The following is a 13,012-nucleotide window of genomic DNA, read 5'->3' as shown; positions in this document are numbered from 1 at the left end:
TTTCCCGATCCGTGGGTCTCCGGCCCCGCGGTGGCGTCCGTCCGCACGGCAATTCCCCCTCTCCTGATAGGAGTACTGTCCTTCATGCTCAGACGTCCCTATCCCCGGCTCGCCCCCGCGCTGGTCGCCGCCGCGCTGCTCGGTACGCTGGCCTGGACCGGGCCGGCGGTGGCGTCGGCGCTGCCGGCCGTACCGGCGCTTCCCGTCGACCTTTCCGACGTCCGGGGCTACCCCCGGCAGAACGTGCTGCCGGTCTGGCCGGACAACCCGAACGACGCGTCGATCCCGATCGGGGTCACGCCGTACGACGAGATCGCGCCGAAGCTGAACGCGTTGCAGAAGGCCAGCGACCGGGTCTCCGCCCGGGTGGCCGGAAAGTCCTCCGGCGGCCACGACCTCTACGCGGTCACGGTCACCGCGCCGGAGAGCCGCGCCGAGGCACGCCAGCAGGAGCAGTGGAAGCGCCTGATCGAGGAGGAGCCGGTCAGGGCCCGCAACGACCGCCGGCTGCTCCGCGACTACAAGACCCCGCTCTTCGTCAACGCCAACATCCACGGCAACGAGTGGGAGGGCACCGACGCCGCGCTGCGGGTCATCGAGGAGTACGCCACCAGCACCGACCCGGCGGTCGTCACGCTGCTCAAGCGGAACCGGCTGGTCTTCAACATCACCTCGAACCCGGACGGCCGGGTCGCCGGCACCCGGCAGAACGCGGCCGGCTACGACCTCAACCGCGACCTGACCATCGTGTCGCAGCCGGAGACCAACCTGATCCGCGAGCTGATCGTCGACACCAAGCCGATCATCACGCTCGACCTGCACGGCTACGTCAACCCGACGCTGCTGCACCCGAGTACCCCGCCGCACAACGTCAACAACGAGTACGACCTCTACATCAAGCACGGCCTGCCGAACGCGCTGGCGATCGAGGAGGGGCTGCGCGCCCTCGGCTATCCGGAGACCCAGCGGGCCCGGATCCCGTTCCGGGACGACGAGCCGGGTGTCTGGGACGACTTCCCGCCGATCTACGTACCGTCGTTCGCGATGTTGCAGAGCAGCATCCCGTACACCATCGAGGCGCCGCTGAACCCGCGCGGCAACCTCAGCCCGGAGGAGAGGGTACGCCGCTCCGGCATCAACACCGACGTGCACGAGGTGGCGGTCAAGACCTCGTTGCGGTACATCCAGGAGCACCGCAACCAGGTGATCTTCGACCAGGCCGAGGTCTACCGGCGCGGCTGGGCCGGTGAACCGTTGCGCGACATCCCGGACGGGTACGTGCCGGGCTGGGGCCCGGAGGACAACTACCACACCACCTTTCCCCGGGCGTACGTGATCCCGACCGGCCCCGGCCAGCACTCCGAGACCGCCGCGGCCCGCCTGGTCGACCTGCTGGTCGGCAGCGGCGGTCGGGTCTGGAAGGCGAAGCAGGACTTCCGGGCGGACGGGAGGTCCTACCGGGCCGGCTCGTACGTCATCGACCTGCACCAGCCCAAGCGCGGCCTGGTCAACTCCCTGCTCGAACCCGGCATCGACCTGACCGGGCGGGTGGACGACCTCTACGCCGGCCCGGCCGCCTGGAGCCAGGGGCTGACCTGGGGTGCCACCGTCGACACCCTGTGGAACCGGCTCCCCGACGTACGCCTGGAGCGGACCTACGACGGCACGGCCGAGGGTGACCTGCCCGCCGGCAACGTCGACCTGCGGCTGGACATCCAGGACGGCGCCGACCTGCTCGCGGTCAACTCCCTGCTGGACAAGGGCGTCAAGGTCCACCGGCTGGCCGACGGCTCGGTCGTCGTCCCCGGTACCCCGGTCAACCGCCGACTGGCCTGGACCGAGGCCCGCGAGCACGACGTGACCTTCACCCGTGCCCCGGCCCGCTGGCGCGGCACCCTGCTGGACGAGGTGGTCGTCGGCTACCTGGGCACGGTCGAGGACCGGGACACCCTGCTCGACACCGGCTTCGAGGCCCGCACGCTCACCGCGACCACCCTGGCCGCCACCCTCACCGCCGACGTCGACGTCCTGCTGGTGGCGAGCACCGTCAACCTGGCGAACCTGACCCCGGAGAACCGCGTCGCGCTGGACGCGTTCCTGGCCCGGGGCGGCGGGGTGGTCGGGCTCGGCACCGCCGGGGCGGGCTTCGGCAACGCCGCCGGACTGCTCAGCGTCACCGCCACCGCCGGCGCCAGCCTGGCCAGCGGGGTGGCCAACATCGTCAACCGGGGCGGCCCGGTGACCGCCGGTGCCATCCCGCACGCGTTCATCAACGAGCCGGTCTGGTTCACCGACCTCGGCACCGGGGTCACGGTCGAGCAGTCGTACGCCGCCGACCCGCTGCTCGCCGGCTGGTGGGCGGCGAACGAGGCCGGCACCACCGGCCAGGCCGCGGCGGCCGGGCAGGCCAGCATCGTGCGTACGGTCAGCCCGGGCGGCAACGGCGTGGTGCTGTTCGGCACGGACCCGACGTTCCGGCTGCACCCCAAGGGCCTGCACTCGCAGTTGGGCCGGGCCCTGCTCTGGGCGGCACAGCGCTGACCCGATCCCGATGACCGGGTGAGACCGGGGCCCGGGTGTCAGGCACCCGGGCCCCGGGTGTGTCCGGTGACCGGAACGGGCCGGGCCGCTCGGCACCGGCGGGTCTGCCCCGCAGCTTCGCAGACCCGCCGGTCCCGACCGGCGCCGGCGCGGACCTGTCCGGGGGCCTTCGCCGCCGTACTCTCGGCAAGTGAAGCGGACCGGGACACCGCCGGGGCGGTAGCCGCGCCGCGATGGCACAAAATCGGGAAGGATGCACGCCTCCGTGAGGTCCAGACTGCGCCGGCTCTACGCCCACGACCGGCAGTTCACCTGGACGGCCCGGATCGACCACGTCCGGACCGGGCAGGGACTGCGCCGGTGCATCCGGGTACGCGTCTGGGGTGCCGGCAAGAACAGCCGCGCCCTCCAGGTGGACCTGCTCTCCACGGCGCCGCGTTCGACCTGGGGCGATCCCGCGGTGACCGACGGCGCGTACCCGGAGCCGAAGCACGTCCGGGCGGTGATCGAGCACGCCCTCCGGCACGGCTGGCAGCCGGACGAGACCGGCGGCACCTTCGTGCTGACCGGCGCGGGGCACGCCGAGGCGCTGCCGCTGCCCGGGTTCGTCGTCACCGACCTGCTGCTGCTCGCCGAGCGCCCCGCGCCCGGCGGGTCGGAGTAGTCCGGACCCGGGAAGAGGGGTCAGCGGCAGCGCCCGCAGCCGGAACTTGGACGGGTGCACCTCGGTGTCGATCGTCAGGGCAACCGCCGGGTTGTTGCGCAGGGCCGGGAGCTTCGGGGCGTTCGTCGGAGTGCACATGACGATCTCCGAGCCGTTCCAGGTGAATATGATCGGCACGTTGCGGGGCGTGCCGTCCCTGGCGACGTAGGCCAGGCGGGTCACGTCGCGGGCCAACAGTTCCTGGCTGATCGGTCGGTTCAGCACCTCGGCGATCTCGTGCGGTTGCGCGGTCTTGCCTCCTGTCGCCTGTCGTCCGGACGGATCGTTAGCTGAGCTGCTCGGCCAGGGCGACGATGATGCCCTCCGGGCCACGGACGTTACAGAGCCGGTAGCTGTCCTCGTACTGGACCAGCTCGCCGACGAGTTCGGCGCCGTGGGTGCGCAGGCGGGCAACGACGTCCTCGATGTCGTCGACGGCGAACATGATGCGCCGGATGCCCAGCGTGTTCGCCGGTGCGTCCTTCGGCTCGGCGCTGATCGCCGTCGGGCTGTGGAACTTCGTCAGCTCGACCCGGCCGTGGCCGTCCGGGGTCCGCACGACGGCGATGTCCGCTCGGACGCCGTCCAGCCCGACGAGCTGGTCCACCGATTCACCCTCGACTGTTGCCTCGCCCTCCAGCTCCATACCGAGTTCGACGAAGAACGCAATCGCCGCCGCAAGGTCGTCGACAACGATGAGGACGTTGTCCATCCGCTTGATCATGGTGGTTCTCCTTCTTCGTCACGCGGCAGGTCATGGCCGCTGGTGTCCCGTACGACACCCGCGGACGTGCTGAGTTCCAGGACCTGCTGGCGGGTTGCGGGTTAGTTGTAGTAGCGGCGGGCGCTGGACCCGGTCCGGGTGATGTCGGTGCCGTAGATGTGCAGGCTGATGGCGGTGCGGGTGCCGGTGTTGCGGATCCGGTGGATGTCACCCGGCGGGGCGAAGCCGCTGACTTCGCCCACGTGGTTCTCCCTGGTGCCGATGAGGTTGAGTTCGTCGTCATAGCGGTCTTCGTGCTCGGCGCCCTGCAGGACACCCACGACGCACCAGGTGATGTGGTCGTGAATCCTGGTGCTCTGACCAGGTCGCCAGACCAGGCCGAGGATGGAGAACGTGCCGTCCGGCTCGGCGTGCAGCACGTGACCGGCCGGTCGGTCGGGGGCACCGTGCTGCTGCTCGGGAGTCAGGATGTCGGGACCGGGCAGGTACGCGCGGAGCTGATCGGCGACCAGTTCCGCGGTCCGCGCCCAGTCGGCCCGCATGCCGATCACGTGGCGCACCGCGGCGATGAGATCGTCGGTGGGGCCGGCGATGAGGCCGGCCGGGGGCGTGATCACGTGCTGGAGAACCGTGCCCGCCATGTCGTCCTCCTCGTTCGCCAGCGGGGTCGTCCCGTTCAGCGTCTACCAAGCAAGACTCATTCGTCCAATGCCAACTTCTGCGGCTACCCATAACTACCATGGATGAATGCTGGACATCGTGCGGCTACGCATCCTCGCGGCTGTCGCCGCACACGGCTCGGTCACCAAGGCCGCCAAGCACCTGAAGTACTCCCAGCCAGCGGTCAGCCACCATCTGGCCCGGCTGGAAGCCGAGACCGGCGCCCAGCTCGTCCAGCGAGTCGGGCGAGGCATCCGACTCACGCCGGAGGGTGAGCACCTGGCCCGCCGCGCCGCGGAGATCGTCGGACGGGTCGACACCGCTGCCGCGGAACTGTCCGCGATGGTGGGCCTGCGGACCGGCCGGGTCCGGGTCGCCGGCTTCCAATCGGCACTCGCCGCCCTGGTACCGCACGCCGCCGCCACCCTGCGCCGCGACCACCCCGGCATCGAACTGCACCTGGCCGACGCCCATCCGCAGGTGGCACTGAACCTGCTGCGTGACGGGCAGGTCGACGCCGCCGTCATCTTCCGCTACGACGACACCACACCGGACGACATCCGCGTCACGCACCTGTTCGACGACCCGATGTACCTGCTCAGCCTCGAACCCGGCCAGACACTGCCGGACCACCGAGACTCGGCCTGGATCGCCGGCTGCGAATACTGCCGCCGCGAATTCGTCGACGCATGCGAGCGGGCCGGCTTCACCCCGCACGTCGTCTACACCAGCGACGACGTGATCGTCGAACAGGCCCTCGTCGCCGCCGGCATGGGCGTAACCACCATGCCCGGCCTGGCCTTACGCACCCACCGGGCACCCGGAATCAAAGCCACCCCGCTGCCCGACTTCCGCCGACGCGTCTACCTCGCCACCTACGGCGACCCACCGGATCCCCCCGCCACCACAGCCTTCATCACCGCGCTGCACCACGCCGTCCAGCAGACCCGCCCCGGGGAGCCAGCACCACCCGACGAGGGGTCCTAACAACGATCATCAAAGAAGAACGCAAGATCCACCGAATCCGCCAACCAGGTCCCGACATCCGCCGACCGAGCACCCAGACCGAAACGGTCGAATCCCAGCTCAGGAGGCCCGGCAGGAGAACTCCTACCGGGCCTCGTCGGGCGGATCGATGGCGTTCCTCGGCCGGTCAGGCCGGTACGGTCCACTTCTGGTTGGCGGCGCCGGTGCAGGTCCAGAGCTGGGTCGGCGTACCGTTCGCGGAACTGTTGTCCAGGACGTCCAGGCACTTGTTGGCGCTGGCGCTGGTCAGGTCCCGGCCGGCGGTGGCGGTCCAGCGCTGGTTCGCCGCGCCGGTGCAGGCCCAGATCTGCGCCCGGGCACCGTTCGCGGTCGAGTTGTCCCGGACGTCGAGGCACTTGCCGAGCGCCCGCACCGTGCCGTCGGTGCCCAGCGTCCACTGCTGGGCGGCGCTGCCGTTGCAGTCGTAGAGCTGCACGGCGGTGCCGTCCGCGCTGTTCGCGCCGGCCACGTCCAGGCACTTGCCGGCGAGCCCGACGATCTGGCCGGTCCGGCCGCCGCCACCGCCGCCGGACTGGGTGCCGGACCAGGTGAAGGTCGCGGTGGTCCGGGCCGGCAGGGTGTAGGTGAAGGACTGTCCGCCCCAGACCACCCGGAGCGACTGGCTGCCGGTGCCGCCGTTGTGCGCGATCAGCGCCTTGGAGCCGTCCGGGTTGAGCCAGGCGACGTTCGGCACGGTGCCGTTCGCGGTCGAGTCGATCCGGTACGCCCCCGGCTTGACGAACTTGGTCAGGTGCCCGGTGGTGTAGTACTCGATGGTGTTGTCCACCTGGCCGGCGCGCGGGCCGCCCTCCTGCACGGTGACCAGCCCGGTGCAGACGTCACAGCCGCCGTTGTGCGGGCCCATGCTCTGGTTCAGCGCGAGGCTCCACTTGACCACGCTGCCGCTCCAGTTCCGGGTGTAGTTGACGATGTCGGCCAGGTCCTCGTTGTGCTGGTTGCCGATCCAGGTACCGCCGGAGTGCTCGGTGCTGAACTGGCGCACCGACGGGTACTGGGCGTGCACCTGGGAGCCGACGCTCGGGCTGCCGGCGTAGCCGTGCCAGGCGATGCCGGCGAAGAGCGGGTCGTTGCGCAGCGCGGCGTCGGAGACGATCCCGCTGCCGATCTGGCCCCAGTCGCCGTAGTTCCAGTCGTGGATCATCACCTTGGTGGTGATGCCGGCGGCCCGGAAGGCCGGCAGCAGGTGGTTCTTGGTGAACTCCAGCAGGCCGGCGGAGTTCCAGCTCATCCCCGGGTAGTTCATCGCGGGCGGGTTGGCCGCCTGGCAGCAGTTCGGCTCGTTCTGCACCGAGACGTAGTCCACGCCGATCCCGGCGGCCTGGTACGACTGGACGTACTTCACGAAGTACTGGGCGTAGAGCGGGTAGTACTCCCACTTCAGCCAGCCCATCTGGTCCATCCGGCCGTTGTCCTTCATCCAGCCGGGCGCGCTCCACGGCACGCCCTTGACCCGCAGCGCCGTGTTGAGCTGCTTCGCCTGCGCGGTCAGCAGCCGGACGTTGGTGTCGTAGCCGTTGGCGCCGAAGTCGGACAGGTCGCAGCAGGTGTCGTCCAGCGAGACGTGGCCGGGCCGGGACAGGTCGGAGGCGCCGATCGGGTTGCGGACGAAGGAGAGCCCGATCCCGTCGGTGGGGTGGAACAGCCGGCGCATCACCGCGTCCCGGGTCGCCGCGCTGATCGGCCCGCCCCGGAACAGGTACGCGGTGGTGTCGGTGATGGAGGCGCCGCCACCTTCGAACTGCTGGTAACGGGTGTTCTCGTCGACGGTGACGGTGTGCGTGGCGCCGGGACTGGTGGCGGCGAAGGTGATCGGCGTCTGCGGTTGCAGGCCACGGGTGACGGTCCGGCCGCCGGAGTCGGAGGTGGTGGTCAGCCAGATGTTCACCGGCTCGTTGGCCGCGTACGCCGGGGCCGGTCCGGCGACCGTGCCGACGGCGGCGAGGCAGAGCGCCAGCAGCGCGGCAGCGGGACGGCGGGGTGGGGGCGTGCGGCGGCTGGTGGCCGCCGTACCTGCGGAGGACATGCGGGGGTCTCCCCTCCGTGGACGGGTATCCAGGGGTGTCAGCGGCCGGCCGGCATTAAATAGGTAACACTCTTTAATAAAGAGTGTCAATGCGGGCCGCGCCGGCCGGGAGGGATTCCGGCAGGGGAGTGCCACCGTGTCAACGGGCGACGGCGTGCGTCAGCGGCCGGCAGGATGCCTCGACGACGACGACGACGACGGCGTGCGTCAGCGGCTGGCGGTGTGGGTACCGTGCTCGACGCAGACCGCCGACCAGCCCGACGGCAGCACCTGGACCTTCATCCGGCGCCGGCAGGAGGCGCAGTAGCGCGGCGGCTCCAGCGCGCGGGCGGCCCGGCAGGCGTCGTGGTCGCCGGTGGCGGCGGCCTCGCCGCACCGGTCGCACCAGTTGGCCGTCTCCGTCGACATCGTCACAGCGTCGCCGACAGCGCCTTGACCGGCATCTTCAGCTCGTCCAGCAGCGCCAGGTCCTCGCCGGCCGGTCGGCCCAGCGTGGTCAGGTAGTTGCCGACGATCACCGCGTTGATCCCGCCGAGCAGTCCGTCCCGGGTGCCGAGGTCGCCGAGGGTGATCTCGCGACCACCCGCGTACCGGAGGATGGTCCGCGGCATCGCCAGCCGGAACGCGGCGATGGCCCGCAGCGCGTCACGCGGCGCCACCACCGGCTGGTCGCCCAGCGGGGTGCCCGGGCGGGGGTTGAGGAAGTTCAGCGGTACCTCGTGCGGGTCCAGCTCGGCGAGTTGCGCCGCGAACTCGGCACGCTGCTCGACGGTTTCGCCCAGCCCCAGGATGCCGCCGCAGCAGACCTCCATGCCGGAGGCCCGGACCATCCGCAGCGTCTCCCAGCGCTCCTCCCAGGAGTGCGTGCTCACCACGTTGGGGAAGAAGGAGCGGCAGGTCTCCAGGTTGTGGTTGTAGCGGTGCACACCCATCTCGACGAGTTCGTCGACCTGGGCCTGGGTCAGCATCCCGAGCGAGGCGGCGACCTGGATGTCCACCTCGGCCCGGATCGCGGCGACGCCCTCGCGCATCTGCTTCATCAGCCGCTCGTCCGGGCCGCGGACGGCCGCGACGATGCAGAACTCGGTGGCCCCGGTGGCGGCGGTCTGCCTCGCCGCCTCGACCAGGGACGGGATGTCCAGCCAGACCGACCGGACCGGCGAGGCGAACAGTCCGGACTGCGAGCAGAAGTGGCAGTCCTCCGGGCAGCCGCCGGTCTTCAGCGAGACGATCCCCTCGACCTCGACCTCCGGACCGCACCAGCGCATCCGTACCTCGTGCGCGAGCTGGAGCGCGGCCGAGAGGTGCTCGTCGGGCAGCCGCAGCACGGCGAGCACACCTGCCTCGTCGAGGCCGACACCACCGTCGAGCACCTGGGTACGCGCCCGGTCGAGGATTTCTGGCATGGGTCGTACCCTACAAGCGGGCCGTCCGTCGATGTGGTCCCACCCGGCCGACCTGCCCGGACGCCCCGCCGCCGACCCGCCGGTGGTGGATCGGCCGGCCCGGCGGGCCGCCGCGGACCCGCGACGGATGGTATTTTCGCCGGTCGGGGCCGTCGCGCCAGCCGGCGCCGCGGGCCCGCCGAGCCCGGCCCGGTGCGAGCCGCCCCGGGCGGGCCGGAGCCGCGCAACATGCGGCGATCGGGTTTCCGACAGCGCCCGGGGGCGGACGCGGACCAGTGTGGGGGTGGCGGTGCCGAGCTGGCTGGAGACTCTGGACCGGCGGGCGCGGCTGCGCGCCAAGGCCGGGCTCACCCGGCGGCTGCGGCCGAGGAGCGCCGCCGAGGACGTGGTCGACCTCGCCGGCAACGACTACCTCGGACTGTCCCGGCATCCGGCGGTGGTCGCCGCCGCGGCCGAGGCGCTCACCGGGTACGGCCTGGGCGCCACCGGCTCCCGACTGGTACGCGGCTCCACCGAGGCACACCAGACGCTCGAGTCCTACCTCGCCGACTGGCTCGGCGCCGGCCGGGCCCTGGTCTACTCCTCCGGCTACCTCGCCAACCTCGGCGCGGTCCGGGCCCTGGTCCAGCCCCGCACCCTGTTGGTCTCCGACGCGCACAACCACGCCTCGCTGATCGACGGCTGCCGGCTCTCCGGTGCGGAGACCCGGGTCACCCCGCACCTGGACCTCGGCGCCGTCGAGGCCGCCCTGGCCGGAGCACCGGGCCGGCCGGCGGTGGTGGTCACCGAGTCGGTCTTCTCGGTCGACGGCGACCTCGCGCCCCTCGCCGAGCTGCACACGGTGGCCCGCCGGTACGGCGCGCTGCTGCTGGTCGACGACGCGCACGCGCTCGGCGTACTCGGTCCGGCCGGGGCGGGTGCGGTGGCCGGCGCCGGACTGGCCGGCGAGCCCGACGTGGTGGTGACGGCGACCCTCTCCAAGTCGCTCGGCGGAGCCGGCGGGGTGGTGGCCGGGCCGGCCGAACTGGTCCGGCACCTGATCGACACCGGTCGCACCTTCATCTACGACACCGCGCCGCCGCCGGCCGTGGTCGCCGGGGTGCTCGCCGCGGCCGGGCTGGCCCGGGCCGGCGACGCGCTTCGGACCGAGCTGGCCGACCGAGCCGTCGCGGTGACCCGCCGGCTCGGTGCGGCCGGGCTGGAGGTTTCCGCACCGGCCGCCGCGGTGGTCTCGGTGACCGCGCCCGGCCCGGAGACCGCGGTGGCCTGGGCGGCCGACTGCCGGGACCGGGGCGTCGCGGTCGGCTGCTTCCGGCCGCCGTCGACCCCGGACACCCGCTCCCGGCTGCGGCTGACCATCAACGTCGGCATCGACCGTGCCGACTTCGACCGTGCCATCGAGGTGATCGTGGAGTGTGCCCCGTGACCGCGACCGGAGGTGGATGGTGAGCGGCGTGGCGTGGCGGGGGCCGATCCTGGTCACCGGCACCGACACCGACGTGGGCAAGACGGTGGTCACCGCGGCCGTCACCGCCGCGGCCCAGGCCGCCGGCCTGCGGGTCGCGGTCATCAAGCCCGGCCAGACCGGTACGGCGACCGGGGCGGAACCGGACGTCGACACGGTGAACCGGCTGGCCGCGCCGATGACCGCGCGCACCCTGGTCAGCTATCCCGACCCGCTGGCACCGCTCGCGGCGGCCCGGGTCGCCCAGGCCGAGCCGCTGGAGCTGTACGCCGTGGCGGACGAGATCAGGGCCGACGCGGACAAGCACGACCTGGTGCTGGTCGAGGGGGCGGGCGGGCTGCTGGTCCCGATGGGGTTGCGCCCGTCCGGCGAGCCGTGGACGCTCGCCGACCTGGCGGTGTCGATCGGTGCCCCGGCGGTGGTGGTCACCCGGGCCGGGCTCGGCACGCTGAACCACACCGCGCTCACCCTGGAGGCGCTGGACCGGCGGGCGGTGCCCTGCGGCGTGGTGCTCGGCGCCTGGCCGGCCGAGCCCGAGCTGGTGCACTGGGCCAACCTGCGGGAACTGGTCCCGAACATGGTCGGCGCGCTGCCGGACGGGGCCGGCACGCTCGAGCCGGGGGTGTTCCGCCGCTCCGCGCCGGGCTGGCTCACCCCGGCGCTGTACGGCGTACTCGACGACTGGCGGGCCTGGGCCGAAGAGGTCAGTTGACCGGGCCACGGCTGCCCCGCCGCCGATCCGGCGATTCCTGACTTTCGGCAGTAACCGGCCGGTGGCGTGGCTTGTAGCCTGGCCGGGTGATCGCCAGGCTCCGCGACGTACGGTGGTGGCGCCTGCCGGCCGGCAGCCGGGCCGCGCCGGTCGGGCCGCCGGGCCCGCGCGACCGCCTCCTCGACCTGGCGCTCTGGGTCGTGATCTCGGCGCCGATCGCGACGGCGCTGCTCACCCCGCCCTACTCGTCCTGGTTTCCCGGCCGGCTGGCCGGTTCCCTGCTGGTGACCGGGCTGGCGGTGCTGGCCAGCCGGCGGGCGCCGCTGCTCGGGCTGCTGCTGGTGGTGCTGCCGACCGCCGGGGACGGCAACTTCATGTTCGGGATCCCGGTGCTGAGCTATCTCGTCGGGCTGCGCGAGTGTCGCTCCGGCCCGGCCGCGCTGGTCTTCGCCGGGATCGGGCTCGGCGGCACGGTCCTCAACCTCGGCGTGCTCGGCACCGACGCCGAGGTCTGGTTCCTGCTCGCCAGCACGCTGCTGGTCGGCGGGGTCTTCCCGTGGCTGGTCGGCCGCTACCACCGGCAGCACCGGGCCCTGGTGCTGGCCGGCTGGGAGCAGGCCGACCTGCTGGAGCGGGAGCAGCGCGGCGCCGCCGAGCGGATCCGGATGCGGGAGCGGGCCCGGATCGCCCAGGACATGCACGACTCGCTCGGCCACGACCTGAGCCTGATCGCGCTGCGCGCGGGCGCCCTGGAGGTGGCGGCGGACCTGGACGAGCATCACCGGCGGGCCGCCGGTGAGCTGCGGGCCAGCGTGGCGCTGGCCACCGACCGGCTCCGCCAGGTCATCGGGGTGCTGCGGGACGACGCCGAGCCGGCGCCGACCCGGCCGCCGGGGGAGCGGGTCGACGACCTCGTCGCGCGGGCCCGGGCCGCCGGGATGGCGGTACGGCTGCTGGTCGAGGGGGATTCCCCGGGTGCCGCCGGGCCGCCGATGGTGGAGCGGGCGGTCTGCTCGGTGGTGCAGGAGGCGCTGACCAACGCGACCCGGCACGCGCCCGGGGCCGCCGTGACGGTGGCGGTGCGCCGCGACGCCGACCGGATCTCGGTGCGGGTCGGCAACGAGCGGCCACCGGCCGGACCGCTGCCCGGGGTCCGGGGCGCCGGGTCCGGCCTGGTCGGGCTCCGCGAGCGGGTACGCCTGGCCGGCGGCACCCTGCGGGCCGGCCCGGACGGCGGCGGCTTCGAGGTGTACGCCGACCTGCCGGCCGCACCGCGAGCGGAGACCGGACACACCGAACCGGCCGAGCCGGGATACCCGGTGCCGGACGTCGCCGCGCCACCGGTCGGGGCGGCCACCGCGCACCGGCTGCGTTCGGCCCGGCAGCGGGTCCGGCGCAGCCTGCTGGCCGCGGTCACCGTCCCGGTCGCGATCGGCGCCCTGCTGGTCGTCGCCTACTACCCGATCGCCACCTTCGGCGCGGTGCTGGACTCCGACCGCTACGAGCAGCTCCGGATGGGGCAGGACCGGGCCGAGCTGCGCGACCTGCTGCCGGACCGGCAGGTCGTCGCGCCGTCCGGCGCCGCCGACCGGGCGGTACCCAGCGGTGCCACCTGCGAGTTCTACTCCGACGGCGCCTTCCCGTTCGGGCAGGCGGTCTACCAGGTCTGCTTCCTGCACGGGCGGCTGGTGGTCAAGGACCGCCTCGGCGGTTGACCCGCCAACCCGCGTC

At 72.7% G+C, this 13,012-nt stretch carries 12 protein-coding genes; 7 read left to right on the top strand and 5 right to left on the bottom strand.

Annotated elements, in window-relative coordinates:
- Nucleotides 1-84 precede the first annotated feature (84 nt).
- The 3 genes from ACQEVC_RS43390 to ACQEVC_RS43380 all read left to right on the top strand — a co-directional run bounded on the left by ACQEVC_RS43390 (nucleotide 85) and on the right by ACQEVC_RS43380 (nucleotide 3,413).
- Entirely contained in the window at nucleotides 85-2,541 is a 2,457-nt protein-coding gene (locus tag ACQEVC_RS43390) for a M14 family zinc carboxypeptidase (protein ID WP_432890082.1), read from the top strand.
- Nucleotides 2,542-2,806: 265 nt separating this feature from the next.
- Entirely contained in the window at nucleotides 2,807-3,205 is a 399-nt protein-coding gene (locus ACQEVC_RS43385; RefSeq protein ID WP_432890080.1) for an integrase, read from the top strand.
- Nucleotides 3,206-3,269: 64 nt separating this feature from the next.
- Complete coding sequence (locus ACQEVC_RS43380) at nucleotides 3,270-3,413, top strand: hypothetical protein (protein WP_432890078.1); 144 nt, start codon at nucleotides 3,270-3,272, stop codon at nucleotides 3,411-3,413.
- A 117-nt stretch (nucleotides 3,414-3,530) separates the two neighbouring features.
- On the opposite strand, the gene ACQEVC_RS43375 is transcribed toward ACQEVC_RS43380, so the two are convergent.
- Nucleotides 3,531-3,968 (bottom strand): VOC family protein, encoded by a 438-nt coding sequence (locus ACQEVC_RS43375; RefSeq protein ID WP_432890076.1) that lies wholly within the window; start codon nucleotides 3,966-3,968, stop codon nucleotides 3,531-3,533.
- 101 nt (nucleotides 3,969-4,069) lie between these two features.
- Nucleotides 4,070-4,609 carry a hypothetical protein gene (locus tag ACQEVC_RS43370; RefSeq protein WP_432890074.1) on the bottom strand — a complete coding sequence of 180 codons (540 nt, stop codon included), beginning with the start codon at nucleotides 4,607-4,609 and terminating at the stop codon, nucleotides 4,070-4,072.
- A 106-nt stretch (nucleotides 4,610-4,715) separates the two neighbouring features.
- Between ACQEVC_RS43370 and ACQEVC_RS43365 the strand changes: the two genes are divergently transcribed.
- On the top strand, nucleotides 4,716-5,615 hold the full coding sequence (locus tag ACQEVC_RS43365; protein WP_432890072.1) for a LysR family transcriptional regulator: 900 nt from the start codon (nucleotides 4,716-4,718) through the stop codon (nucleotides 5,613-5,615).
- A gap of 166 nt (nucleotides 5,616-5,781) precedes the next feature.
- Here ACQEVC_RS43365 and ACQEVC_RS43360 read toward each other — a convergent pair whose 3' ends face one another.
- The 3 genes from ACQEVC_RS43360 to bioB all read right to left on the bottom strand — a co-directional run bounded on the left by ACQEVC_RS43360 (nucleotide 5,782) and on the right by bioB (nucleotide 9,104).
- Nucleotides 5,782-7,698 carry a lectin gene (locus ACQEVC_RS43360; protein WP_432890070.1) on the bottom strand — a complete coding sequence of 639 codons (1,917 nt, stop codon included), beginning with the start codon at nucleotides 7,696-7,698 and terminating at the stop codon, nucleotides 5,782-5,784.
- A gap of 207 nt (nucleotides 7,699-7,905) precedes the next feature.
- Nucleotides 7,906-8,106: a hypothetical protein gene (locus tag ACQEVC_RS43355; RefSeq protein WP_432890068.1), complete on the bottom strand. Its 201-nt coding sequence runs from the start codon at nucleotides 8,104-8,106 to the stop codon at nucleotides 7,906-7,908.
- Between the two features lie 2 nt (nucleotides 8,107-8,108).
- Entirely contained in the window at nucleotides 8,109-9,104 is a 996-nt protein-coding gene (gene bioB / locus ACQEVC_RS43350) for a biotin synthase BioB (RefSeq protein WP_432890066.1), read from the bottom strand.
- Between the two features lie 289 nt (nucleotides 9,105-9,393).
- Between bioB and ACQEVC_RS43345 the strand changes: the two genes are divergently transcribed.
- The 3 genes from ACQEVC_RS43345 (at nucleotide 9,394) to ACQEVC_RS43335 (ending at nucleotide 12,996) form a co-directional block, all read left to right on the top strand.
- Entirely contained in the window at nucleotides 9,394-10,530 is a 1,137-nt protein-coding gene (locus ACQEVC_RS43345; RefSeq protein WP_432892041.1) for an 8-amino-7-oxononanoate synthase, read from the top strand.
- A gap of 16 nt (nucleotides 10,531-10,546) precedes the next feature.
- Nucleotides 10,547-11,281, top strand: coding sequence for a dethiobiotin synthase (gene bioD / locus ACQEVC_RS43340; RefSeq protein WP_432890064.1), 735 nt, complete (start codon nucleotides 10,547-10,549; stop codon nucleotides 11,279-11,281).
- Between the two features lie 86 nt (nucleotides 11,282-11,367).
- Nucleotides 11,368-12,996, top strand: coding sequence for a sensor histidine kinase (locus tag ACQEVC_RS43335; protein WP_432890062.1), 1,629 nt, complete (start codon nucleotides 11,368-11,370; stop codon nucleotides 12,994-12,996).
- Nucleotides 12,997-13,012: the final 16 nt, after the last annotated feature.

Origin of the sequence: Plantactinospora sp. CA-294935 (assembly GCF_050936445.1) — a bacterium.
Taxonomy (GTDB): domain Bacteria; phylum Actinomycetota; class Actinomycetes; order Mycobacteriales; family Micromonosporaceae; genus Plantactinospora.
Note: the sequence above shows the minus strand (reverse complement) of the source record. Positions and strands in the feature narration are given on the sequence as shown.

Bases quoted from the DNA above. Each gene is read 5' to 3' on its own strand.
- ACQEVC_RS43355 (WP_432890068.1), bottom strand. From the start codon at position 8,106: ATGTCGACGGAGACGGCCAACTGGTGCGACCGGTGCGGCGAGGCCGCC.
- ACQEVC_RS43375 (WP_432890076.1), bottom strand. From the start codon at position 3,968: ATGATCAAGCGGATGGACAACGTCCTCATCGTTGTCGACGACCTTGCG.
- ACQEVC_RS43390 (WP_432890082.1), top strand. From the start codon at position 85: ATGCTCAGACGTCCCTATCCCCGGCTCGCCCCCGCGCTGGTCGCCGCC.
- bioD (WP_432890064.1), top strand. From the start codon at position 10,547: ATGGTGAGCGGCGTGGCGTGGCGGGGGCCGATCCTGGTCACCGGCACC.
- ACQEVC_RS43360 (WP_432890070.1), bottom strand. From the start codon at position 7,698: ATGTCCTCCGCAGGTACGGCGGCCACCAGCCGCCGCACGCCCCCACCC.
- ACQEVC_RS43370 (WP_432890074.1), bottom strand. From the start codon at position 4,609: ATGGCGGGCACGGTTCTCCAGCACGTGATCACGCCCCCGGCCGGCCTC.
- bioB (WP_432890066.1), bottom strand. From the start codon at position 9,104: ATGCCAGAAATCCTCGACCGGGCGCGTACCCAGGTGCTCGACGGTGGT.
- ACQEVC_RS43365 (WP_432890072.1), top strand. From the start codon at position 4,716: ATGCTGGACATCGTGCGGCTACGCATCCTCGCGGCTGTCGCCGCACAC.